Below are 20487 nucleotides of genomic sequence, written 5' to 3' on the forward strand. Positions count from 1 at the left end.
CCGCGCTCGCCGCGGGCACGGGCAGCCCGCGGTCCGCGGCCGGCGAGGCGTTGCCGGAGCACGGCCCGGCCTTCGGCGCGGGCAGCCGGGCAAATGGCCGACCGGATGCCGATCCTCGCCCGCCCGGGGGCATACGAACAGGGTGACGGAAGACCCCACGGACTCACCGGACCCCTCCCACCGACGCCCCGAGCACATGAGCGACGAAACCGTGCAGGCGCTTGGATCACTGTCCAAGGCCCTGGAGACCACGGAGCGGGCGCGAGGACATCTCTACGCCTTCCACCAGTTGACCGGCAGCGCCGACCTGGAGCTGGACAACGCCGTCCGCCTGCTCCGCGAAGCCGGTCATTCCGACCACGCCGACGTGGTCGAGCGGGAGATCCTGGGCCGCAACGTGATCCCGGGACACTGGACGTTCCAGATCATCGAGGCCTACAACAGGACCTACTACCGGCCCTTCGCCGACCTGGAACGCGACGTGGTGCGCGATCTCGCCGACGGCCGTGACCATCTGTACGAGGCCGAGATGAAGGAGGCCCGCCGGTCGCGCCACCACCCCGACCACACCGCGAGGCCACCGACCACGGGGTGACGGCAGTCACGCCACCGGCCGGTCCGCACGCCACCAGCCCACGGGAATGTCATGCGCAACGGCGTCGTTGCACCTGTCGACTCCGGCGCGGCCTTCGGACCGCCGGTCCGAATCGACCGCCCAGCCGCCGGAGCGCCCGGATCTCCTGCGAGAGGGAAAAATGGCCCGCAACGACAGGCGCCCCGTCGTGACACTCCGGTCGTCGGCCGGCACCGGTCACTCCTATGTGACGCGCAAGAACCGGCTGAACGACCCCGACCGGCTCGTGCTGCGCAAGTTCGACCCCGCAGCCGGCCGGCACGTCCCGTACCGCGAGGTGCGCTGACGCCCCGCCCCCACGCCGAGAAGGGAAGAGCGATGAAGGTACGCAGATCGCTGCGCGCGCTGAAGGCCAGGCCGGGCGCCCAGGTCGTCAGACGCAGAGGGGCGACGTTCGTCCTCAACGAGAGGGAGCCGCGCTTCAAGACCCGACAGGGCTGACAGCGCCTGGCACCCGGCCGCCGCGGATGTCCGCGGCGGCCGGGTGCCGTTGGGGTCCGAAAGGGTCCCTGTGGGGCACCGCCCGGGTGGCGTCCCACGAGGAGCGTGGTCAGGGGCCGTCGGAGGTGAGTACCAGGACGGCCTCGACGGTCTTGCCGCCGGGGGCGGGGGTGATCGTGACACTGCGGCTGAGGCGCTGGACGAGGGGCCAGCCGAAGCCGCCCGGGGTGGTGACCCGGCGGCGCGGCACCGTGCTGGGCGGTGTGGGCGAGCGGTCGGTCACCCTGATGCGGACGGTGCCGCCGTCGAGCTCCGCATGGAAGGACGCGAGGCCGCCCCCGTGCCGCAGCGCGTTGGTGACGAGTTCGGACGTGACCAGCAGGATGTCGCCGACCACGCGCGGCGGCAGAGGCGCCCCGGCGTGTCCGTCGAGGAGCCTGCGTACCCGCTCACGGGCGGCGGCGGCCGTACCGGGGCGCTGCCCGTGCGTGACCGGCACCGGCGAGGGACGTTGCCCGTGGGTGCCTGGGCCCGATGCGGAAGGGGCCGCGCGCGTGCCCCTCGGCGTGCCGGGAAGCTGCTCACGGCCGGTGGCGGCCTCGTTCGTCATGCTTCCGCCTCCCGCCGTCGCCACGTCCGTCGCCTTCTGCTCGTGATGCACCGCGCGCTGCTCCGGTACGCCGTTCACCGGACGTGGTGGCCGTTGCTGCGTGCTCCCCGGATATCGTCCACAGCGGCGGTCGTCGTGGGGGCGACCGTGAAGAAGCGGGCCGTGTCGGTGAGGTCCAGCAGCCGCTGGACCGTCGGGTGGGGCTGGGCGAGCACGAACGGGACACCGGCCGCCGTATGGCCCCGGTGCGCCTCGATGAGTGTGTGGAGGAACGAGGAGTCGGCGAAGGTGACCCGGGACAGGTCGACGACGACGCCGAGGGAGGTGCCGTCGACGGGCGTGACGAGCGCCTGAGCCAGCGTCCCGGCCTCGTCCGCGTCGAACTCACCGCCGGCCTGCACGACGCGTACGCCGTCGACCGAGGTCGCGGTCACTTCAAGGTCTTCGCTCATCGAGGCATTGTCCCAGTTCACGAGCGGCGCGCGAAGAGCGGGGTGCTTCCCCGGGCCGTTCCGCCCTACGCCGAGGTCGTCGTCGGTGGTGACCTCCAGTCGGCACGTGCGGCCGGGAGACGCGGTCATGTTCCGGTGCCGGTGCCTGGGATCCTGGGAAACCGGTCCCGCCCGTGGAGAACGGCCGCCCCCTGAGCGAGGAGGTCCAGGGCACGGGGGAAGTCCTTGAGGTCCTCCTGGAGGAGATCCATCCCGGGCAGGAGGACCTGCGCGGGCACCCCCCGGGCTTCCAGGATGTCGCCGGTCCAGTCGAGGAAGCCGGTGAACAGCCGTACGTCGTCGATGTAGAGCGCGGCGGCGAGGAAGTCGACGATGTGGGCGACGTCCTCTGCGGTGCGCTCGCGTTCGGCTTCGCCGTACGACCGCATCGCGGGCAGCCGCCGCTCCAGACCCGCCAGGGTGTTCCTCACCAGTTGCCGCTTGCCACGGCTCACCATCGTGTATTCCTGGTCGCTCAGATGGGGCAGGTCCTCGACGGCCGTCCGCGCGGCGTCCATGTGCGGGCGGGACAGACCCCGGTCGAGCACGTCGGCGGCCTCACGGGCCTCCGCCGCCCAGGCGTCGGCGCCGAGCCGGCGCGCGTAGCGGCCGTCGGAGGCGAACGCCGCCCCGCCCGCCAGCACCGGCACGCCCGTGGCCTGCACCGCCGTGATGGCCGCGTGGGCCGTCGGCAGCCGGGTGGGAAGGGAGGAGGACAGTGCCACGACGTCCGGCGCGGTCCGGTGCAGATGCGCGATGAGGTGCGGGGTGGGGACCTGGGCACCGAGGAAGTCGACCCTGTGGCCCCGCAGACGCAGCGTCTCGGCGAGGATCCGGGCGGGCAGAGCGTGCCACTCGCCCTCGACGCAGGCGACCGTGACGCTCACCCCGGTCTCCTCGGGCTCCCGGGACTTCGGCCCGGTCCGGTGCGCCATGGCAGCGATGATCCGGTCGTGGATGGCGGTCGCGGCATGCTCCTGGGCGACGGTGATGCGTCCGGCGGCCCACTCCACCCCGACCTTGTGCTGCACCGGCGCGATGACCTCCAGCAGGACGTCCTCCGCCGCGAGACCGGAGTCCAGCAGCGCGAACACCGCTCGAGCGGCCGTGAGTTCGTCCCGCGCGTCCACGGCCTGCCAGAGTTCGTCGTCGGGCGCGGGACAGCAGCGCGGGACGGGACTCCTCGGCCGCCGCCCGGCCGGCTCGGCCGACGGCGACGGCTTCGAGGGCTGCGACGGCGCTCCCGGACGCCACGGCTCGGCCGGGCCGGCCCGCATGGCCGATCGACCCGGCTGCGGCGGCCCGGTCGACTTCGCCGGTGACGGCGGCCTCCGCGGAGCCGCCGGCGCCGAGGCGAGCCTCGTGGAGGTGGTCGGCCATCGCGTCGCGAATGTCGGTCATGAGGTGTACCTGCCCCGGGTGTGACCCTCGACTGCCGTGGGACGGGTGCCGTGCGGCGCGGTGATCGCCACCACCGCTATGTCGTCGTGCGGCCCACCGCCGACCCACTCGGAGGCCAGCATCTGCAAGCGCTCCACGACCGCCTCGGCGGGCAGACCGGCGCATTCGGCCAGCGCCGCCCTCAGCCGTTCCTCCCCGAACATCACATCGCCGAGGGGACCGCCCCTGGCCTCGGTGATGCCGTCCGTGTACAGCAGGCAGGTCTCCCCCGGCCGCAGATCCACGTGGGCGGTACGGGCGTTGACCTCGGGCAGGGCCCCGATCAGGGTTCCCGAGGTGTCGGCCTCCTCGACCTGGCCGTCGTACCGCACGATCAGCGGTCTGGGATGCCCGGCACTGGTCAGACGAAGGCGGGTGGCGCGTCCCTCACGGCGCACCGAGGCCAGGACCAGGGTGGCGTAGCGGGCTTGCCGGTCATTGACCAGTGCGCCGTTGAGCCGCCGCAGCAGGTTCTCGTGGTCGTCGGCCAGGGGGAGCAGCGCCTGCAGGGTGTTGCGGATCTTGCCCGTCAGGACCGCGGCCGCCAGACCCTTGCCGCACACGTCGCCGAGTACGGCGAACGTCTCCTGGTCGGACGAGGCGCTCGGGTGGACGTCGTAGAAGTCGCCGCCGATCCGCTCGGTGTCGCGTGAGGCTCGGTAGCCGCCGGCGAACTCCACACCGTGCACGTGCCGGAGCTTCGGCGGCAGCAGTTCCACCATCAGCGTCGCCGTGATGCTCGCCTGCTCCGTGTAGAGGCGGGCGGCGGACAGCGCCACTCCCGCGCGGGCGGCGAAAACGCGTGCGAAGACCTCCTCCGAGGCGTCGAATGCGGCGTTCTCGCCGCGGCGCAGCAGTATCAGCGCACCGGCCGGCACCCCGTGGCCGGGGAGCGGGGTGACCACGACGGAGCCGACGGCCCCGTCCATTCCGTCGGGCACAGCCCAGTCCGGCAGGGTGGACGGGTCGATCCAGCGGGACGGCACGGGTGGAAAGCCCTGCAGCGCCTCGCTCAGACCCGGTACCGCGGAAGGGTCGACCCTGCCGTCGGTGTGGACGACGGAGCCGCCCCGCACGCTCGCCGCCATGGGGTGGCGCTTGCCGGCGGCCGGGGCCACGAGGAGGGCGGCGTCGGCCAGGTGCTCCGCGGCGATGCTGACCGCCACCTCCATGCACCGCTCCACGTTGAGCGAGGCGAGCAGCCGGGTGGAGGCCTCCGCCAGGAAGGCCGTGCGTTCCCGTTCGTCGCGCAGGGCCGTCTCGGCCAGCAGCCGGTCGGTGTCGTCGACGAGCCACCAGACCACGTCACCGTCGTCGCCGACCGTCGGACGGGCCTCCAGGGTGAGGGCGTCGTGCCGGCCACGCGCGGGACCCTTGCCGCCGTCGGCGTTCCCGTCCTCCGTGACACGACGGTGTGCGTCGGCCAGCCAGGCGGGCACGACGTCGTCGAGCCGTGTGCCGCTGAGCGCGCCCGGGAACAGCACGGCGGCCGCCGCGTTCACCTCCACGACCCCGCCGGCGCGGTCCGCGATCAGGGCGGGGTACGGCGCCTGCGCCCACGAGGCGCCGACGCCGAGGACCAGGCCCCGCGACCGGCGCGAGGAGCCTTCGAAAGTCGTCATGTTCCCAAGGCCCGCGAGCGGACCCCATCACCTTCCGCTGGAAGCCAGGACCGTGTCACCATCCCGCACCTCCCCGCATGTCATCAAGCGGCGGCGACGTCCCGCCATCCGCCGGCCCGGCGCTGCGCCGCAATTCGGCGGTCCGGACCCGGTGTTGACGGTGTGCCGGTTGTGGGACGGGGCACACGCGGAGGAGCATCGTGATCCCGGTCTCGTGGAGCGGGCCGGATCGTGGTCGCGCGAGGAGGGGGTGGTCATGAACGCGGACGACCATACGCGGCCGGCTCAGCCGGACGTCACGGCGGCGGCCGCCCGTGACCACGTCCGGCGCCTGCTGTCGTTGGCGCCCGGCAGCCGTGTCACGCGCCCGCGTGCACGAGCCCTTACAAATGCGGACATACATCCGGACGCGCCCGTCGGCGCGAGCACGGTTCTGGCGGACGCGCTCCTGGTCGCGTCCGAGCTCGTGGCGAACGCCCTGCGGCACGGCGGTGGCGTCTCCTCCTTCACCGCGTCCCTGAGCGGGGACACCCTACGGATCAGCGTCGCCGACCGCACCGTCGAGGCGCCCCGCTGCAAGAGGTCCGCGGACGAGGTCCTGCCGGGCGGGCACGGGTGGCCGCTGGTCCAGCGGCTCTGCCGCTCCGTCGAGATCACCCCCTCTCCCGGCGGCAAGACCATCCACGCCAGCCTGGGCATCGTCTGAGACCGCGACGCTGCCACGACCGAGCCCGATGGCCCTGACCAGTCGGTCCCGGGCCCTGAACCGTCATTCCCGGCGACGGCGACGGCGATACCGGTGGTACGCCTCCGCGCCGTCATCGGCCGGCCCGCGCCCGGGTCACCGCGGTCAGGGCCCGGCCGTACCGGTGCTCACCTGCCACCAGGGCCGACAGAGCCGAGCGCCCGTCGGTGCCCCGGCCGCACTCGTCACGGCCGTCATCGACGCACAGCGTCCCCGGTGGAGGACACCCGCGGGTCGTCGGTCGGCGCTTTTACCCACCCCGCAGGACTGCGTCAAGTCCCGATTCTTCGGAACGAGACCGTGCCCCCTTCGCTCCTGCCTACTTGTGATGCGGGCCTCACCGGACAGGGAGGCGCAGCACACCGCAGCGGAAACGAAACACGCCAGGGAATTCCCGGCGACCTCCGCTCCGGAATTCCCCGGACCGACCGGGGAGGCCATTCATTCCGGCATGAAAAGGAGCACTTCGATGACCCGTATCGTTCACAACCACAACGAGGAGCGTCCCAGGCGCCGAGGTTTCCGCCTGGCGGTGATTTTCGCCTCGGCTGCCGCGATTTCCGGTGCCGTGGCCCTCCCCGCCTCTGCCGCGACCCCGGCGACGGCCCACCCCGTTGCGCCTTCGGTGCTGGTCACCGACGGTGGCGCGGGAGGCGCCGGTGGCGCCGGTGGCGACAGCGTCTTCGGCGGCGGGGGCTCCGGTGGCTCCGGTGGCTCCGGTGGCGGCAGCGTCTTCGGTGACGGCGGCGAAGGCGGCACCGGCGGTGACGGTGGCGACAGCGTCTTCGGCGGCGCGGGCGGCGGAGGCGGCGGCGGGGGCGGCGGAGAGAGCGTCTTCGGCGAGGGCGGCGACGGCGGTGGCGGCGGTGACGGTGGCGACAGCGTCTTCGGTGACGGCGGCGGCGGGGGCACCGGCGGTGGCGGCGGCGACAGCGTCTTCGGTGACGGCGGCGGCGGGGGCACCGGCGGTGGCGGCGGCGACAGCGTCTTCGGCCCGGCCGGTGACGGCGGCGGCGGAGGCGACGGCGGTGAAGGAGGCGGCGGCGGCGCCGGCGGAGGCAGCATCTTCGGCCCGGCCGGTGACGGCGGTGAAGGCGGCGACGGAGGCATCAGCATCTTCTGATCGCCCGCACCCACGGCGGCCCGCGGCCGCCGAGCGGGGTGGGGGCCGGCCCGGCCCCCACCCCGGTGTGACCCCGTACGCGCAACGGGGGGCACCGCTTCTCTCGTCCTCGATTCTCTCGCCCTCCCTCGTCCTCACCTCTCTTGAAACGGAGCATCCCCCATGTCCAGGAAACTCTGGCAACGTTCGATCGTTCTGGCGGTGGCCTCGATGGCCATCGCGACCGGGACCGCGTGCGCCGCTCAGGCGCCGCAGGGTCCCGCAGAGGGCACCAGCCCCTCCGTCGACGCCGTGGTCCTCGGCAGCCGGTCCGCCGAGGACTGCGGCAAGGGCGGGGAAGGCGGCAAGGGAGGCGAGCCCGGCAAGCCGGGTGAGCCCGGCAAGCCCGGCCGGCCCGGCTGTGCGGACCCCGAGGACCTCAAGGACCTGAAGGAGCTCGAGGACCTGGAAGGCCTCGAGGACCTCAAGGACCTCAAGGACTTCGAGGAGTTCGAGGAGTTCGGCGAACTGCCCGACAAGCCGAAGGACGAGCTTTCGGTGGTGGACAAGGTGCGGATCGTCATCGCCCTGCTGGTCGACGAGGCGACGACCGCCGAGGTCGCCGAGAAGTACGACGTCTCGAAGAAGGAGGTCGAATCCTGGAAGGAGCAGGTCCTCGACGGTGACTGGGCGGCCCTGATGAAGTAGGCGGCCGTCCTCCGTCCCCCAACCGCACGGCGAGCGGCACGGGGACCGGAGAGGGCGAGCGCGCACGGGGGAACGGTCCGGCGCCTGCCGGCCGCCCGGGTCCAGTGGCCCGGGCGGCCGGCCGTTGTCGTGGAACTGCCCGCACGCCGGTCCTGTCGGGACCGGCGCATCCGCATGTCGGCAAGGACGGCCCGCGCTCCCGCGCGGCACGCGGGCGATTCGCTGCGATGCCCAGACTCGGCCGCCGATACCGCGGCTCGAGGAAGACGTCAAGTTCCGAATTCGCGCGGCGTGACGCCACCGAGCACGGCACGGCCTACTTGATGCACACAACACATCCGTTCTTCCGATTCCCTTCGGCTTTTCCCGCGCATCGCGCGACCGGAAAAGCACACGGCGCGGAACCGCATGCGGGATCAAGGGACGGCGTTTCTCCGGAGAAAGGGGATGTTCATGCGATTGGGAAGTGTGAGTTCTTGGGCCGGTCGGCTCGGTCTGGTGGTGGCGGCCGGGCTGCTCGGTGCCGGTGCGATGGCCCCCGCCGCGATGGCCGCACCAGCAGCCCCGCAGTCGGCGGTGCCCGCGGCACACCAGGCTGCCGCACGTCTTCCCGCGGGCGATGCCGGCGGTCCCTTCGGCGTCGAACTGGGCGACGAGGGCAATGTCCAGGTCGGCGACCGGGCGTGCGTGGGCAACTGCAACGACAGCGCCAACGGCTCGGAGGGCGAGGACGGCGGGTTCTGCGCGGGACTGTGCAACGGCAGCGCCAACGGCGGCAACGGCACCACCGGCGACTCAGGCCAGGACGGTGGGGACGGGGGCGACGGCGGGATCTGCGCGGGCATCTGCCACGGCAGCGTCACAGGTGGCGACGGCGGGGGCGGAGGGGATGCGGCCGGTGAAGGCGACGGCGGCTCCGGCGGGGCGGGCGGCGACGGAGGGCTCTGCATCGGAATCGGCTGCGACACCGGCGGCGCGGGCGGCCGTGGCGGTGACGGCGGTGAGGGCTGACACCGCGGGCGGGGCGCCCCTCGATGCCGCGTACTCCGCCGAGGAGTCACGCGGCCTCTCCCGGAGATCCGGCCCCGCCGACGGGCGCTGCGGGGCCTCGGAGCGTCGACCGACGGTCGGGGCGCGCCGGGCCACCGCCATCGCCGTGGCCCGGCGCACCGGTGTGACGCCCATGCCCCTGAGCCTTCACCGAGTGGCAAGGCCGAGGCCACGTCGTTCGCGCGCGTCGGGCGGCGCCTGTGCAGGTAGTAGCCCCCGGCCGCGCCGGCGACCGCCAGGGCTGCGGCCGCTCCCGCGACCGTGACGGGGAGGCTGCCGGAGGCATCGGCGACCGGGGCCGTCCCGGACGCCGCCCGGCTCCCCGGCGCGTTGCCCGAGGACGGTGATGCGGCGGCCGGCGACTTCTCATCCGTCGTCCGAGTGCCGGGGCCCGGTGTCGTACGCCGGTCCTGCGGGGCCGGAGTGCCCGAGGCGCCCGAGGCAGCGTCGTCGTCCCGTGCGCCTCCGCCGCTGCTCTCCCCGTCGCCGCTGCCGGAATCGCCGCCGGAACCTGTGCCTGTGCCGGTCAGAACCACGTCGGAGCAGGAGTAGTACGTGTCGGGGGTGTCGGAGTTCCGCCAGATCGTATAGATCACGTGCCGTCCGGCCCGGGCGGCGGGAAGTGTGCCCTCGACGCGGTAGGCGCCGTCCCGGAGTACCGGGTCGGTGGCGGTCAGGAACGGTTCGCGTTCCAGGTCGTCCCAGGTGAGCGCCGTACGCGGGTCGTAACCGTCCTGGGTGAGGTACACGCTGAAGGTGCCGCGGTGCGGGATCGTGGACGCATAGGTGAGGGTGAACCGGTCGCCTGCTTTCACACGGGTGACGGGCCAGTCGGCACGCGGGGCGTCGAGCCCCCGGTAGGCCCCGATGCCCGCGCTGCACAGCCGCCCGTCGGGGATCACCCGGCGGTCGTCCCCCGCCACGCCGGCCACTCGGATGTTGTCCCATTCCTCGAGCAGCGCCCGCCCGCCCGTTTCCACCGCGGCGGCACAGGCGGCCGAGTCGGTACGGCCGCCCCCGGGGCCGCAGGCGACCGCCCGGCTGACGGGATCCGTGGGAGCGCCGTGGGCGGCGGCAGGGGCGGCGCCGGCCGCAACGAGGACGAGCGGCGTGCCGACGAGAAGCGCGACCGCGGCCGCGGGTGTGCGGTGGATGAACGGCATCGCTGGGCGGACCTCCCGGGAATCGTGCCCGGGAGTACGGCCCCGGCGGGCCCGGTGTTCATCTCGTCCGCAGCGGCACCTGGCACGCGGTGGACCGCCGGCGCGCGCCGTCGAGGCGGCGGCGCGGCGAGCGGAGGGCTACGCGTCGTCGTCGGCGACGGCCGCGTCCGCGGTGTAGCGCGTGCGGGCCCAGAAGGGGAGGACGAACCAGCACAGCAGGTACCAGGCGAGCACACCGGACACCAGGTAGGGCACGAAGCCGTCATGGGTCGCCGTGCGCAGGACCAGGAACAGCGCGGCGATCAGGGTGGCGAGCAGCAGCACGATCCCGGTGAAGGTCAGGCGTGAGGCCCATGTGACGGTCTGCGGCTTGATTCGCCGCCCGGAGACGATGCGGTGGAAGGCGACGGGGGCGACGAGGGCTCCGGTGGCCAGGGATCCGAGGACGACCGTCACGATGTAGATGGTCTTGTCGGTCTGGTCCAGCCCCTGGAAGATCGGGGTGAACACCACGGTCAGCAGGAAGCCGAACAGGATCTGGACGCCCGTCTGCACGACGCGTATCTCCTGCACGAGCTCCTGCCACCGGCGGTCGGCCCGTTCGTCCTCCGTCTCCTCCCGGCCGTCCCGCCGGCCGTCCGCTTCCGGAACGCGTTCACCGCTCATGGGGCGTCCTCCTCGACGAGGGGTGTGAGGGATTTGTACACCCGGACGGCGGATTCCGCTCGTCGGGGCCTTCACGTCCTCGTGTCCGGTGCCGTACGCCTCGGATCGGTGCCGTGCGGTCCTCGGATCGGGCCCTCAGACGCTCAGGTCGGTTGCCTCGTCAACCGTTCTCTCTCGCCGAGCCCCCGCAGGCGTTCGGCGAGCACGAACGTGACGCTGGTCAGCAGCGCCCAGGCGCCGAACTTCGTCAGCGCCACCGGCTCCCAGCCGCCGAGCAGCGCCACCGCGAACGCACAGCACCTCGCCCGCAGCATCCCGAACCTGAGCAGCTGGTGCATTCCGCCGTCGATCGTGTGCATACCCGCAGGGGCGCCGACGGACGGCTCGCGGTTTGCTCCGCGCGGCCACGAAGACACGGGCACGGCCTGGACCCCCTCCCACACCTCCGCTCTCCCTCACGTTGCGCTTCCGTGGTGTCGCTGTACGGTCCGGGCCCGAGAGGCGGATGCGCGAAGCATGACCGACCTGTGGTGTCAAGCCCCGAATTCCCGTCTCGGGACAGCAGCCGTCCGTTCGGTCTTACTGGAATCAGAGGCCCTCGGCTCCGGACGACGCGGCGGCCGTCGCCTCTTCCTCGACTCCCCGGACCGCGATGACTGCAGGTGAATGGCTCATGTACACGTCGATGAACTTCCGCACAGAGGTTCGCGTCGGCGGCCCCGACGTCCCGCGACAGCCCGCGACGGCCGCCGTGCCGTCGCCCGCAGAGCCCGCAGAGCCCGCAGAGCCCGCAGACACGATCCGTACCCGCGGCGCCGCCCGGAACCGCAACTGGCCGTACGCGCTGGGCGGTGCCCTCCTGGTGCTGATGCTCCCCGGCATGTGCGTGCTCGCCGCCCTGATGGCGACGAGCTGCTACGAGCTGCTTCGCGAGGGCACGGGCATGTACGAGCTCTACCTGCAGTCGGCCTTGTTCGCGGGCACGGGCTTCATCGGTCTGTGCGTCCTCCCCGTCATCGCCGAACGGAACTGCGTCGGCCGCTTCATCGCCCGCCGCATCCCGGTGTGAGGCATCCGCGAGGCTCACCGTGTGGCGAGAACCCAACCGACGGTCAAGGACCTCATCATCGACCGCAAGGACCCCGAACGCCTGGGCGGGCGGCCACGACGGTCATCCTCGACGCGGTGGGGGGCTCCTCACGGTCCTCGCCAACAACGCTGAAAGCGCCGGTCGGACCGTCATCGCGTGGAGCCCCGCACCACCTCCCGCCGGTGCCCGTCCTGCGGGCACACCGCGAAGGAGAACCGCGCCACCCAAGCGAAGTTCCAGTTCACGGCGTGCGGGTTCGCAGCGAACGCGGACCACGTCGGCGCGACGAACGTCCTCAACAGGGCCGGTCCGGACCTCTGCACGGCGGCCTAGCCACCGACACGGGAACCCCGCGCGTCTACGCGTAGGTGGAGTACATGTCGTCCACCCACTCGGGGTGGTCTATGAACGGGTTCCGGTTGTGCTGGAACTCGTCGAACACGGTCTGGTTGCGCTTCCTCTCGAATTCGTCCGGCGGGTCCTGCTTGTTCCACTGCCTCAGCACCGACAGCCGGCCGATGCGGGGCGCGGAGCCGTTGTCGACACTGTCGTCGGGTTCGAGGTCGGGGACGCCGTCGCCCCCGTCGTAGCGGACGGCCATGTAGAGGATCATGCGGGCGACATCGCCCTTGACCTCGTCGCGCGGCTCGAACGAGTCACTGTCGGCTCGGTTGCCGGGGGCTTCCTCGACCTCCTCGCCGCCGGTGTCGAAGTCCTTGTTGCCGCGCCTGCTGTTGACGGTGACGTCGGTGGGGCGCAGATGGTGGAGGTCGGTGCCGGGGCCGACGTCCGTTCCGAAGTCCCCGTGGGACTTGGCCCATACGTGCTCCCGGTTCCAGTCGTCGTCTCCGGTTCCGTTGCCGTCCTTGCTCTGCGACCGGCCGCTGTAGAGCAGGATCACGTTCGACGGGTTCTCCGGGTCCTCGTCCGTGGCCTTCAGCGCGTCCCAGACCTGGTCGTAGGTGAGCCGGGTCTGGTCGCTGACGATGGTGTGGAGGGCCTCCTTCAGCTCCGGACCGGTCTTGCCCAACGCGTCCCTGTAGTACGTGTCGTCGTACGCGCCCACCGCGCCGGCGGACCGGGCGGGGGTGGGAATGGGGGTGGAGGCGGGGGGTGCCTGGGTGGCCGTCGCGGCCGCGGGGGCGGCGATGGCGGTGGCTGCCGCGGTGACGACGGCAACGTGCCACGGTTTCCGGCGCTTGAGGCGGTGGGTGGACATGTGTGGGGGGTGTCCTCTCCCTGTTCGGGCGACCGGCGGATCACTCTCGTGCACGCCGATGCGAAGCAACAGTTGTTCGAGCACGGAGCTTTCCACGGGATGGGCGTCACCGCGTGGACGGGCAGCGCCCATCGTGTGCCGACACCGTGAACGCCACGGAACACGCGGCCGGCGCGCGCCCCTCGGTGGGTGAATCGCGTCGTGTCGATGGGCGACAGCACCGGGCAGAAAGGGCGTTGGAACGACAGCGCTCTTGAATGCGCGCCTATCCATTCCGCTCCGCATCATCGCCAGGCGCTCTGCGAACCCCTCCCCCACTGGGTCGGACGCACTGCGTGCTGCCGTCGCACAACAGTGGTGCGCGTGCACCGCCGTGCCGTCCTCGGCGTGGCGCGGCGAGGCGACCGGCCGGCCGAGCCGCGGCCGTCTTCGTCGCCGGCACCCGGTGTGTCAGTCTCCCCGCGGAAGCGGTGCGTCCGTCCAGCCCAGTGGGTACATCGCGCTGTCCGCGGGCGGTGCGCACGGTTCGCGTCCCGCCCCGTTGAAGGCGGTGAGCGCGTCGATCAAGGCGGTGCGCCGGGCAGGGGCCATCCGCGTCACGATCGTCTCGATCTCCCGCCGTCGGCGACCGGTGACGTCCTCGACGAGGACGCGACCCTCGTCCGTCAACCGCAGCACCGTCTCGCGCCGGTTGGCCGGATTCGTTCGGCGGTCCACGAGGCCGGCCGTGATCAGCCGGTCGATCATGCGCATCGCCGTGGAGGGGTTGACGCCGAGACGCTCGGCGAGCACCACGAGCTTCGCCGGCCCGTGCATGGAGAGCATCACCAGCAGTCGGAGCTGGGGCAGCGTCACCCGGTCCTCGACCGCCGCCAGGGAGCGGGCGGAGACGGCGACGAGCAGCCTGGACGCGGTCAACACGGCGCGCGTCACCGCCTCGACGTCGTCGAAGCGCTCCGCGGACTCCCCCTCGTCGGCCATACCCCCTTTTCTACCCTGTCCCGCCGACCCGCCGTACCGCGCCCCGGCCGTGACCGAGCACCGCCCCGGTCACCGCGGTCATGCATCCGGGTCGCCGGTCCGCGTCCGGCGCCTCGGGCCGCTGGACTCCCCCTCCGATCCCGCGTCCGCCGGAAATCCCCGTGAACCGCTGAACACACCGGAGCCCGTGTCCGTACTGCTGGCTGATTGCCGTGCCGGCCGCCCGCAACAGCTCCCGGCGACGTGCACGACGAGGAACACCATGCCGAACCGGGAGACATCATGAGTCCGAACCGACGCGCAGCCGAGTCCGGGATTCCCCTGCGGACCCTCGGTGTCATCGTCGCGGTGTGCGCCGTCATCGCCACCGTGCTGATCGTGACCCGCGGAGGCGACGACGACGCGTCGGCCGCATCGTCACCCGCCGGAGTCGCGGCGCCGGGCGGCTACGGGCAGAACGCGGGGGCGGGATACGGGCATTCGTCCGGTGTCGGTCATGCGACCGGCGCGGAGGACGACGGCACGACGGACGACGGCGCGGCGGACGACGGCGCGGCGGACGACGGCGCGGCGGACGACGCGGGAAGTGCTCAGGCAGGGCCGCAGCCGGTGACCGAGGTGGACAAGACGTTCCTCGTCAGGGTGCGTCAGGCGGGCCTGTGGGAGATCCCGGCGGGCCGGCTGGCCCAGACGAACGCCGCGAGCGAAGCCGTCAAACGCGCCGGTCTGCACCTGCTGGACGGGCACAGCAAGCTCGACCAGCTCGTCCGCGAGGACGCGAGGATCCTGGGTGTGCCGCTGCCGGAGGAGGCGACGGCCGAACAGCAGGACTGGGTCAAGCAGTTGGAGAACGCCCGGGGAGCCGAATTCGACCGGCTCTTCGCCAACGTCCTGCGCTCCTCGCACGGCAAGATCTTCGCCACGATCGCCGAGGTGCGGGCGGCCACGCAGAACGACCTGATCCGCCGTCATGCACGGCAGGCCAACCAGACGGTCCTGGACCACATGGAGGTCCTGGAGGACACGGGCCTGGTGGACAACGACACGCTGGCGGAGGTCGAGAAGTCCGTCGCCCCGCGCCAGTGACGGCGACCCGGGCGGAATCGTGTCCTCCAGCCGGTTCGCACGGCCCTGGAGCTCAGCTTTGCACTACGCGATGATTCGAGTGAGGAGGGCCCGGCGACGGGCCGTCCACGCCTGGGAGCTGGGGCACCGGCACGGTGCGCGGCCGACCACGGCATCCGGCGCGTCGACGGAAACCCTCCTCTCCGGCTCTACCGGTGTTCGGGGTTCGGGGAGTCGAAGCGACACCCCGCATCCCATTCCGTGCGCTGATTGCCGTGTGCGGGAATGCCGCCCGCCCGTTTGAGCAGCGCGGCCACGTGCAGCAGGTTCCACGTCATGAACGTGGTGTTGCGATGGGTGAACTCGTTCTCGGGTCCGCCCGAACCGGGGTCCAGATAGGAGGGTCCCGGGCCGGCCTCGCCGATCCAGCCCGCGTCGGCCTGCGGCGGGATGGTGTAACCGAGGTGCTGGAGGCTGTAGAGCACGTTCATGGCACAGTGCTTGACGCCGTCCTCGTTTCCGGTGATCAGGCAGCCTCCGACCCGTCCGTAATAGGCGTACTGCCCCTTGTCGTTGAGCAGGCTGGAGCAGGCGTACAGCCGCTCGATCACCCGCTTCATGACGGAGCTGTTGTCGCCGAGCCAGATGGGACCGGCGAGGACGAGGATGTCGGACGCCATCACCTGCTCGTAGAGCGCGGGCCAGGCGTCGGTCTCCCAACCGTGTTCGGTCATGTCCGGCCACACCCCGGTGGCGATGTCGTGGTCGACGGCGCGTACGACGTCGACGCCGACGCCCTGGCGCTCCATCAGGGTGCGGCTCCTGTCGATCAGACCTTGGGTGTTGCTGGTCTCGGGAGAGCGTTTCAGGGTGCAGTTGACGAAGAGGGCGCGCAGGTCGTCGTAGCGAGCGGACGGCGCGGCGGAGCCGGACGGCTGAGTGGTCACGAGGTCCTCCTGTGGGTACTCCGCGGTGGCGTTGACCGGGGTGCGGAGCGTCCATCGTGCTCGCGGGGCCGATCGCCCGGACGCTGCGGCGCCGCGGTCCGTCCACGATCACTCCGACGGCCGACGACACGGTTCGTCCCCGGCCGGGCCAGGGCCGGTGACCTGCCGGTACGAGGCGGCGGGCCGCCCTCATCACCCGGCACCCACTCACCGGTGGCGGCGTGAGCGGTGCCGGACCCGCGGAACGATCACCGGACGCTCGCGCGATGGCCGCCGGCGCAGACGCCTGGCGCCGTAGCGCTGCCAGGTGCGTCCACGCGTCGCCACGAACACGATCGCAGCCGGCACCCCCCGGTGGCGGTGCCGGGCGGGCCGCCCCTCCTGCGTCCGCGACGGCGGCCCGCCTCCCCCACAAGACCGTCACGCCTCGCGCACGCTCACACCTCGCCGCGCCACGCTCCGGTCTCCGTACCCCGGGACTCGATGAAGCGCTTGAAGCGCTCCAGGTCGCCGGTGACCTGCCGCCTGACGAAGCCGAGCTTGTCCCCGACGGTCTCTGCCAGGCCCTGAGGATCGAAGTCCATCTGCAGCATGACCTTGGTCCTCCCTTCGGCCAGGCGGTGGAAGGTCACGGCTCCGGCCTGCCGTTCCCCTTCGACGGTCGTCCAGGCGACGCGTTCGTCCGGGATCTGCTCGGTGATCTTCGCGTCGAACTGCCGCCGCACGCCGTCGATCGAGGTGGTCCAGTGGGTCAGGGTGTCGGAGAGCTGGTCGATCCGCTCGACCCCGTCCATGAACTGCGGGAAGGACGTGAACTGCGTCCACTGGTTGTACGCCGTGCGCACCGGGACGTCGACCTCGATGGATTCCTCGACCTGCGACATCCTCGTCTCCTCTCGTCGCTTCGGACCCGCGGAACCGCGAACCGGCGAAGCCGCGGGACGGCGGGGGAGGTGCCCCGCCGCCGGCGCGTGTACCCGGTGAGCCGTGATCCATGACCGCCGACGGGGAGGTGCGGACCCGCGGGTTCCGCCGGCGTGCGGTACCGCACCCTCGGCAGCTCTGGCCCCGGGTGCTCCTCTTCGTGCAGTGCGCGTGCGGGTGCGGGTGTGGATGCGGGTGAGGACGCGATTCCGGAGGCGGGCCTGGGAAGTCGGAGCGTCGTCCGGTTGCCCGAACGGCGGGACGCGGCACCACCGTGCCGACGTACCTGGGGGAACCACCGGACCCCTCGCCGTGCCGCGTCCCGGAACCGAGCGGTCCGGTCAAGTCCCGCCTGCGTCGGGAGGAACGGTGCGGGACGAGGACGGCCGAATGCCTGGTATGCGGGATAACCTTCGGTGGTACGAAGCCGGGGGCCACCCCTTCCCGGCCGACCGAACTCATACACCGAGGGCGAGTTGCGTGAGAACGAGATGGCCGTGTTCGGCGTGTCCGCCGCGGAGGAAGAGCTCTACCGGCACTTTCTGCGGAACCCCGACACCACGATCGAGGACCTGCACGCGCTCGCGCACAAGGACGGGCCGAGCCGGGGGCAGAACCCGGAGCGGTGCCTGGAGCGGCTGCGCCGGCTCGGTCTGATCCACCCCACGGGCGCCGACGGTCGTATCACTCCAGCGGATCCCGAGGTCGCCGTGGCCAGGCTCACGGACGCCCGACTGCACGCGCTGCACCAGGAGTTGCAGCGGGTGACGCAGGCCCGGCACGTCATCCAGGGGCTGCGGGCCGAGCAGGGCGAGTGGATGGCACCGCAGGGCATCGAGCAGTTGCACGGGCTGGACGACATCCGCAACCGCATCGAGGACCTCGCGTTCTTCGCCCGGGACGAGATCCTGTCGGTCGAGCCGTACACCAAACTGTCGGCCGAGAACATCGCCCGGTCGAGGCCGCTCGACACGCGCTGTCTCCGCAGGGGGGTGCGCATCCGGAACGTCGTGCTCCGGGCCGCGCTCGACAATCCGCCGACCGCGGGCTATCTGCGGGAGCTGGTCGCGGAAGGCGCGATGATCAGGGTGGCGGAGAACATAACCGAGCGGATCCTCGTGTACGACGGCCATACGGCGCTGGTGCCCGTGGATCCGCGCAACACGGCTCGGGGTGCGCTGCTGGCCCGCAGCAACGGGCTGGTGGCGAACATCATCGCCCTGTTCGAGAAGATCTGGTCCCAGGCCGAGCAACTGACCGCCGTGGCCGGGCCGGAGACCGGGGAGCGGTTGACCGGTACCGAACGGCGGGTGCTGCTGTCGATGTGCTCGGCGGGCAAGGACGAGGTGGGGGCGCGGGAGCTGGGCGTGTCGGTGCGGACGTACCGGCGCCATGTCGCGGACATCATGCAGAAGCTGAGTGCGGTGAACCGGGCTCATGCGGCGCTGCTCGCGAGGGAGCGCGGCTGGGTGTGACCGCGGAACGCGGCCGGGTGCCCTCGGACCGGCCGGCCGTGGGGTCCGGTCGATGACGGGGCCGATCTGCGGGGTCCGGACCTCGGGGTTCCGCCCGGCCCAGTCCGCCGCGGGGCCGATCTGCGGGGTCCGGACCACGGGATTCCGTCCAGCCCTGTCCGCGCCCGCTCGGCCGGTCCGACGGGGCCGGTTCGCCGTCGTGCCCCGGCGCGGTGGTTCAGCCCCGGTCGTGGGACCAGCCGCGCAGCCCCGAGTCCGCCAGGGCCCGGCTGACGGCGCTGCTGACCGCGCGCGGATCGGTGACCGCGTCGAGGGCGATCCGCAGCCGGATGCGGTCTGCACGGACCTCGGGCAGGCACGGCCAGTGCCCCGGCAGGAGGCCCAGCAGTCGGATGACGGTGGTCTCGCCCGCGGGCGCGGAGCGATCGTCGCGCACGGCGACGACGTCGACGTAGTCCGGCCGACCGGAGCTCATCGCCGCCGGCCCTCCCGCCCGTCAGGACTGCCCAGCAGGCTGCGTGCGGCGGTGGCCATCGCGGTGATGCCGGCCGGGAGGGCCGTGCGTACGTCGGGCGCGAACGTGTCCGCGTGGTTGGCCGGCAGCGGCTCGCCGCCGTCCCTCGCGGCGCGCCACTGCCGGGCGCCGGTGGCACCGAGCATCCAGTAGGCGACGGGCACCCCGCCCGCGGCGTAGTGGGGGAAGTCCTCCGTGGCGGTCGAGCCGGGCCAGTCGCTCACCCGGTGCGCCCCGAAGACCTCCTCGTGGGCGCGACGCACCCGGTGCGCAGTGTCCGGATGGGCCACGAGCACGGGCGAGGCGGCCGTGACCGTGATCTCCGGGTCCCGGTCGCATCCGGAGGCGGCGCACTCGGCGCGTACGACGCGCCGGACGGCGTCGGTCACCCTGGACAGGGAGGCGTCGTCGAACGCCCTGATGGAGACGGACAGCCGGGCCTCGGAGGGGATCACATTGGCCCGGTCCCCGGCGTGGAGGGAGCCGACGGTGAGCACGACCCGCTCGCCGGGGGCGGTCTCGCGGGACACCACCGTCTGGAGCCGTATGACGACGGATGCGGCGGTCACCACCGGGTCCACGGCGAGGTGCGGGGCGCCGGCGTGTCCGCCGCGGCCGTGGACGACCACGTCGAGGGTGACGCCGGCGGACATCAGCGGCCCCCGCCCGTGGGCCACCGACCCGGCGGGCAGCGGCGCGCAGTGCTGGGCGAGCACCGCGTCGGGGATTCCGAAGCGGTCGTAGAGGCCGTCGTCGAGCATCGCCCTGGCCCCGCTGAGGGTCTCCTCCGCGGGCTGTCCGACGAGTACCAGCGTGCCCCGCCAGGAGGCGCGGTCGGCGCCGAGGAGCGCGGCGGCACCGGCGACCGCGGCGGTGTGCAGGTCGTGTCCGCAGGCGTGCATGACGCCGGGGACGGTGCTGGCGTACCTCAGGCCGGTGCGCTCCCGTACCGGCAGTGCGTCCAGTTCGGCGCGGACCGTCACCGTGGGGCCGGGGCCGTTGCGGAGGACGCCGACGACTCCGTGCCCGCCGACGCCTCGGGCCACCTCGCAGCCGTGCCGTTCGAGCCGGTCGGCGAGGGCCCCGGCGGTGCGGGCCTCCGCGCCCGACAGTTCGGGATGGGCGTGCAGATCGACGTACAGCGCGGTGGCGTCCCTCAGGACGTCCCGCGGGACCTCTGGTGCGGTCATGGGATCTCCTTGCCCCTCCGTGCGGCGGTGACGGACCGGAAGGCGGCTCCCCACGAGCGTCCCCGGCCCACACGCCATTGGTCCGGCGTTCCGCTGACACGGGGTGTCAGCGAAGTGTCAGTGACAGCCGAGGTGAGGTGAAAGGGCGTTCGGCTGCAATGGACCGTGCGAGGGAGACCGCCGGAACCGCCGGCCGGACCCGCACACCGAGGGAGACGCCCATGACCCCGAAGCCCGAACTCGCCACGCTCGCCGACGAGATCCTGGAGCTGGAGTCCGAGACCTTCGAGATCTCGGACTACTCCGACGCCGCCGAGGTCGTCCTCGCCGGCTCGACGTCGTGTTCCTCCACGTCGACCTGCTCCAGCACCACCAGCACCACGTCCTGCAGCGCCTGATCCCAGGAGCGC

At 72.4% G+C, this 20487-nt stretch carries 25 protein-coding genes and 1 pseudogene; 13 read left to right on the forward strand and 13 right to left on the reverse strand.

Translation table 11 applies throughout. The features are described 5' to 3' along the window. The first annotated feature begins 196 nt into the window (after window positions 1-196). From O7595_RS02655 to O7595_RS02665, 3 genes are all read left to right on the forward strand, one after another. On the forward strand, window positions 197-595 hold the full coding sequence (locus tag O7595_RS02655) for a hypothetical protein (protein ID WP_269727098.1): 399 nt from the start codon (window positions 197-199) through the stop codon (window positions 593-595). Window positions 596-755: 160 nt separating this feature from the next. Then, window positions 756-920, forward strand: coding sequence for a 50S ribosomal protein L33 (gene rpmG, locus O7595_RS02660; RefSeq protein ID WP_269727099.1), 165 nt, complete (start codon window positions 756-758; stop codon window positions 918-920). 32 nt (window positions 921-952) lie between these two features. Continuing rightward, window positions 953-1075 carry a ribosomal protein bL36 gene (locus O7595_RS02665; RefSeq protein ID WP_269727100.1) on the forward strand — a complete coding sequence of 41 codons (123 nt, stop codon included), beginning with the start codon at window positions 953-955 and terminating at the stop codon, window positions 1073-1075. Window positions 1076-1184: 109 nt separating this feature from the next. On the opposite strand, the gene O7595_RS02670 is transcribed toward O7595_RS02665, so the two are convergent. From O7595_RS02670 to O7595_RS02680, 3 genes are all read right to left on the reverse strand, one after another. After that, window positions 1185-1685, reverse strand: coding sequence for an ATP-binding protein (locus tag O7595_RS02670; protein WP_269727101.1), 501 nt, complete (start codon window positions 1683-1685; stop codon window positions 1185-1187). Between the two features lie 74 nt (window positions 1686-1759). Further along, window positions 1760-2137 (reverse strand): STAS domain-containing protein, encoded by a 378-nt coding sequence (locus tag O7595_RS02675; protein WP_269727102.1) that lies wholly within the window; start codon window positions 2135-2137, stop codon window positions 1760-1762. Between the two features lie 125 nt (window positions 2138-2262). Further along, complete coding sequence (locus tag O7595_RS02680; protein ID WP_269727103.1) at window positions 2263-3306, reverse strand: cobalamin B12-binding domain-containing protein; 1044 nt, start codon at window positions 3304-3306, stop codon at window positions 2263-2265. On the opposite strand from O7595_RS02680, the gene O7595_RS02685 reads away from it, so the two are divergent. Next, window positions 3284-3601, forward strand: coding sequence for a hypothetical protein (locus tag O7595_RS02685; protein WP_269727104.1), 318 nt, complete (start codon window positions 3284-3286; stop codon window positions 3599-3601). The two genes, O7595_RS02680 and O7595_RS02685, sit on opposite strands and share 23 nt — an antisense overlap. Here the strand turns inward: O7595_RS02685 and O7595_RS02690 are convergent. Next, window positions 3574-5238: a PP2C family protein-serine/threonine phosphatase gene (locus O7595_RS02690; protein ID WP_269727105.1), complete on the reverse strand. Its 1665-nt coding sequence runs from the start codon at window positions 5236-5238 to the stop codon at window positions 3574-3576. The genes O7595_RS02685 and O7595_RS02690 overlap by 28 nt on opposite strands. A gap of 256 nt (window positions 5239-5494) precedes the next feature. Here O7595_RS02690 and O7595_RS02695 point away from each other — a divergent pair, with 256 nt between their 5' ends. From O7595_RS02695 to O7595_RS02710, 4 genes are all read left to right on the forward strand, one after another. Next, window positions 5495-5944 (forward strand): ATP-binding protein, encoded by a 450-nt coding sequence (locus O7595_RS02695; RefSeq protein WP_269727106.1) that lies wholly within the window; start codon window positions 5495-5497, stop codon window positions 5942-5944. Between the two features lie 508 nt (window positions 5945-6452). After that, window positions 6453-7106 (forward strand): hypothetical protein, encoded by a 654-nt coding sequence (locus tag O7595_RS02700; protein WP_269727107.1) that lies wholly within the window; start codon window positions 6453-6455, stop codon window positions 7104-7106. Window positions 7107-7268: 162 nt separating this feature from the next. Further along, window positions 7269-7793, forward strand: coding sequence for a hypothetical protein (locus O7595_RS02705; protein ID WP_269727108.1), 525 nt, complete (start codon window positions 7269-7271; stop codon window positions 7791-7793). A 453-nt stretch (window positions 7794-8246) separates the two neighbouring features. Continuing rightward, window positions 8247-8804: a hypothetical protein gene (locus O7595_RS02710; protein WP_269732717.1), complete on the forward strand. Its 558-nt coding sequence runs from the start codon at window positions 8247-8249 to the stop codon at window positions 8802-8804. A gap of 584 nt (window positions 8805-9388) precedes the next feature. Here the strand turns inward: O7595_RS02710 and O7595_RS02715 are convergent. The 3 genes and pseudogenes from O7595_RS02715 to O7595_RS02725 all read right to left on the reverse strand — a co-directional run. Next, window positions 9389-10006: pseudogene (locus O7595_RS02715) on the reverse strand (lytic polysaccharide monooxygenase); the annotation flags it as partial. Between the two features lie 138 nt (window positions 10007-10144). Next, a complete protein-coding gene (locus tag O7595_RS02720) occupies window positions 10145-10672 on the reverse strand; it encodes a DUF6328 family protein (RefSeq protein WP_269727109.1) in 528 nt (175 codons plus the stop codon). Window positions 10673-10815: 143 nt separating this feature from the next. Then, on the reverse strand, window positions 10816-11031 hold the full coding sequence (locus O7595_RS02725; RefSeq protein WP_269727110.1) for a hypothetical protein: 216 nt from the start codon (window positions 11029-11031) through the stop codon (window positions 10816-10818). 314 nt (window positions 11032-11345) lie between these two features. Here O7595_RS02725 and O7595_RS02730 point away from each other — a divergent pair, with 314 nt between their 5' ends. Together O7595_RS02730 and O7595_RS02735 are read left to right on the forward strand one after the other, a co-directional pair. Further along, entirely contained in the window at window positions 11346-11741 is a 396-nt protein-coding gene (locus O7595_RS02730; protein ID WP_269727111.1) for a hypothetical protein, read from the forward strand. Between the two features lie 177 nt (window positions 11742-11918). Then, complete coding sequence (locus O7595_RS02735; protein WP_269727112.1) at window positions 11919-12095, forward strand: zinc ribbon domain-containing protein; 177 nt, start codon at window positions 11919-11921, stop codon at window positions 12093-12095. A 25-nt stretch (window positions 12096-12120) separates the two neighbouring features. Here the strand turns inward: O7595_RS02735 and O7595_RS02740 are convergent, their stop codons facing one another. Next, complete coding sequence (locus tag O7595_RS02740; RefSeq protein WP_269727113.1) at window positions 12121-12981, reverse strand: endonuclease I family protein; 861 nt, start codon at window positions 12979-12981, stop codon at window positions 12121-12123. A gap of 450 nt (window positions 12982-13431) precedes the next feature. Continuing rightward, on the reverse strand, window positions 13432-13962 hold the full coding sequence (locus O7595_RS02745; protein WP_269727114.1) for a MarR family winged helix-turn-helix transcriptional regulator: 531 nt from the start codon (window positions 13960-13962) through the stop codon (window positions 13432-13434). A 282-nt stretch (window positions 13963-14244) separates the two neighbouring features. Here O7595_RS02745 and O7595_RS02750 point away from each other — a divergent pair, with 282 nt between their 5' ends. Continuing rightward, window positions 14245-15048, forward strand: coding sequence for a DUF4142 domain-containing protein (locus O7595_RS02750; protein ID WP_269727115.1), 804 nt, complete (start codon window positions 14245-14247; stop codon window positions 15046-15048). 188 nt (window positions 15049-15236) lie between these two features. Here the strand turns inward: O7595_RS02750 and O7595_RS02755 are convergent, their stop codons facing one another. Both O7595_RS02755 and O7595_RS02760 read right to left on the reverse strand, forming a co-directional pair. Next, a complete protein-coding gene (locus O7595_RS02755) occupies window positions 15237-15974 on the reverse strand; it encodes a flavodoxin family protein (RefSeq protein ID WP_269727116.1) in 738 nt (245 codons plus the stop codon). Between the two features lie 437 nt (window positions 15975-16411). After that, window positions 16412-16858: an SRPBCC family protein gene (locus O7595_RS02760; RefSeq protein WP_269727117.1), complete on the reverse strand. Its 447-nt coding sequence runs from the start codon at window positions 16856-16858 to the stop codon at window positions 16412-16414. Window positions 16859-17389: 531 nt separating this feature from the next. On the opposite strand from O7595_RS02760, the gene O7595_RS02765 reads away from it, so the two are divergent. Then, a complete protein-coding gene (locus O7595_RS02765; protein WP_269732343.1) occupies window positions 17390-18373 on the forward strand; it encodes a helix-turn-helix domain-containing protein in 984 nt (327 codons plus the stop codon). Between the two features lie 217 nt (window positions 18374-18590). Here the strand turns inward: O7595_RS02765 and O7595_RS02770 are convergent, their stop codons facing one another. Together O7595_RS02770 and O7595_RS02775 are read right to left on the reverse strand one after the other, a co-directional pair. Beyond that, the gene (locus O7595_RS02770) at window positions 18591-18848 is read right to left on the reverse strand and encodes a hypothetical protein (protein ID WP_269727118.1); all 258 of its coding nucleotides are present in this window, start codon (window positions 18846-18848) and stop codon (window positions 18591-18593) included. Beyond that, on the reverse strand, window positions 18845-20077 hold the full coding sequence (locus tag O7595_RS02775; RefSeq protein ID WP_269727119.1) for an amidohydrolase: 1233 nt from the start codon (window positions 20075-20077) through the stop codon (window positions 18845-18847). Before O7595_RS02775 ends, O7595_RS02770 begins: the two co-directional genes overlap by 4 nt. Before the next feature lie 221 nt (window positions 20078-20298). Here O7595_RS02775 and O7595_RS02780 point away from each other — a divergent pair, with 221 nt between their 5' ends. Then, on the forward strand, window positions 20299-20475 hold the full coding sequence (locus O7595_RS02780) for a thiazolylpeptide-type bacteriocin (RefSeq protein ID WP_017948544.1): 177 nt from the start codon (window positions 20299-20301) through the stop codon (window positions 20473-20475). Window positions 20476-20487: the final 12 nt, after the last annotated feature.

It is taken from the genome of Streptomyces sp. WMMC940 (genome assembly GCF_027460265.1).
Lineage (GTDB): Bacteria > Actinomycetota > Actinomycetes > Streptomycetales > Streptomycetaceae > Streptomyces.